Annotated in this window: 2 protein-coding genes; one reads left to right on the top strand and one right to left on the bottom strand. The window is 71.1% G+C overall.

Annotation, left to right across the window (positions count from 1 at the left end):
• Positions 1-747, top strand: a 747-nt coding sequence (locus DSP71_RS22455; RefSeq protein WP_181800761.1) for a hypothetical protein, incomplete at its 5' end; no start/stop codon positions are given.
• Between the two features lie 7 nt (positions 748-754).
• Here the strand turns inward: DSP71_RS22455 and DSP71_RS16920 are convergent.
• A partial coding sequence (locus DSP71_RS16920) for a class I SAM-dependent methyltransferase (RefSeq protein ID WP_147251348.1) occupies positions 755-1,821 on the bottom strand: 1,067 nt, incomplete at its 5' end.

The following is a 1,821-nucleotide window of genomic DNA, read 5'->3' as shown; positions in this document are numbered from 1 at the left end:
CGCCGTGACGCGCTCGCCGCAGCCGACTTCGATCCCGGCTCGGTCGTGCCCCTCGCGCGAGAGGGGGATGCGCTGGCCTGGTACGCGACCCGTGAGGAGGCCGGCATCCGGTGCCTGATCCTCGACGTCGGCGCGCAGTCGCAGTCGACCTGCCTCCCGGTCGACAGCATCGGGCGCGGCCTGAGCGCGACGATCCCGGTCCCCATGGAGGACAGCGGTGACACCCCTCGCGGAGTGGAGGCGGTGAGCGCCTCGATGCTCCTCTCGACGACGGGGGAGCCGATCGTCACCCTGGAACGCTGGCCGATGACGTCTTCTTCACCGTCGCAGTTCGCGGGTGCGGAGCGGTCACGCGCGGAGGAGCTGGCCGGCGAGGGGTTCGTCTCGTCCCTCGAGATCGTCGGTTCCTTCCGCACCTTGCCGGTGTGGACCGGGGACCGCGTGTCGGATCTGGGCACCGTCGAGAAGTGCCTCATCGTCGATGCGGTCGATGCGATGACCTGCGCCGCCTCCACCGCCGCCGTCGAGTCCGGTCTCGAAACGCGGATCGACCGCGTCGACGGCGGAGACGGTGCGCTCATCGGCACCTCGACTCTCGCGGCGAGGTTCACGAGGTGGCAGACGCCCTACCTCGTCATCACCGAGGCATCGCCGGGGAAGGGAGGCCCGGGCGAGATCGTCCGGGTCGAGGCCCCACCCGGTGACCCCATCGTGGTCGAACCGCCGGGCCGCGATCCGGACGGCTGAGCGGACGTCAGCTCGCCGCGGGCACCCGGTCGGCGAGGATCGCGCGGCGCTGGTCGCCGATACGGACGAGGATCAGCGTCGCGTCCTGGTCTCCGCGCAGCGTGAGCTTCTTCCGGAAGGCGGCGGGATCGACATCCACTCCGCGTTTCTTGATCTCCAGGCGTCCGACATCGTTCGCCTTGAGCGCGGCGTTGATCGCCTTGGGGCTCGCCGGAAGCGTCTCCCTGACGCGGAAGGATTGCACGAACGGACTGGTCAGGGCTGCGTCGGATGTCAGATAGGCGATGTGTTCGTCGAGCATGCCGGCGTCGAGACTGCGGGCGACCTCTCCGATCAGCCGCGCGCGGATCACCGCCCCGTCCGGCTCGTGCAGGAAGGCGCCGAGCTCGCGCACGGGCTCATCGGCGGTGTCGGCCGCAGCCATGAGCTCGTGCGAGCGCTCGCCGCGGATCACCAGTGCCGCGCGGCGCACTCCTTCTCGGGCGAGGGATCCGCTCCACACGACGAGTTCGACCACGCTGCCGTCGGCGCTCACCCACTGCGCCTCGGCATCGGCGGGCAGTGCGTCGCGGTCGTGAGCCGGTCCGAGCTTGATGCCGGTCGGGCGACGTGCGGCCACATCGAACGCCCAGTCCAGGGAGGGGGAGTAGTCGTCGGCGGAGACACGCCTGGTCTCGCTGTGCCCGGAGGTGCGTCTGGCCGGGTCCATCCAGACCGCGTCCCCGTCGTCCAGTCTGGAGAGGGCTTCCTCCGCCGTCTCGTGCCGCACCGCGGCGTCGTCGCCGAACGGCGCCAGGTTGTATGCCGCGATGGCGGAGGTGACCTCGTCGGCGTCGACGGCGTGCACTTGGAGTCCGGCTCCGGCGAAGGCGAGCGCATCGCCGCCGATACCGCAGCCGAGGTCGGCTACACGGGTGAAGCCCGACTGACGGATGCGCTGGGCGTGCCGTGCCGCGACACCGAGCCGCGTCGCCTGCTCGAGGCCGGCCCTGGTGAAGAGCATGCGGGCGGCGAAGGGGCCGAACTTCGTCGCTGCCCTCGACCGCAGGTGCGCCTGCCCGACGACGGCGGACA

Origin of the sequence: Microbacterium sp. H6, assembly GCF_003314775.1 — a bacterium.
Taxonomy (GTDB): Bacteria; Actinomycetota; Actinomycetes; order Actinomycetales; family Microbacteriaceae; genus Microbacterium; species Microbacterium oxydans.
Note: the sequence above shows the minus strand (reverse complement) of the source record. Positions and strands in the feature narration are given on the sequence as shown.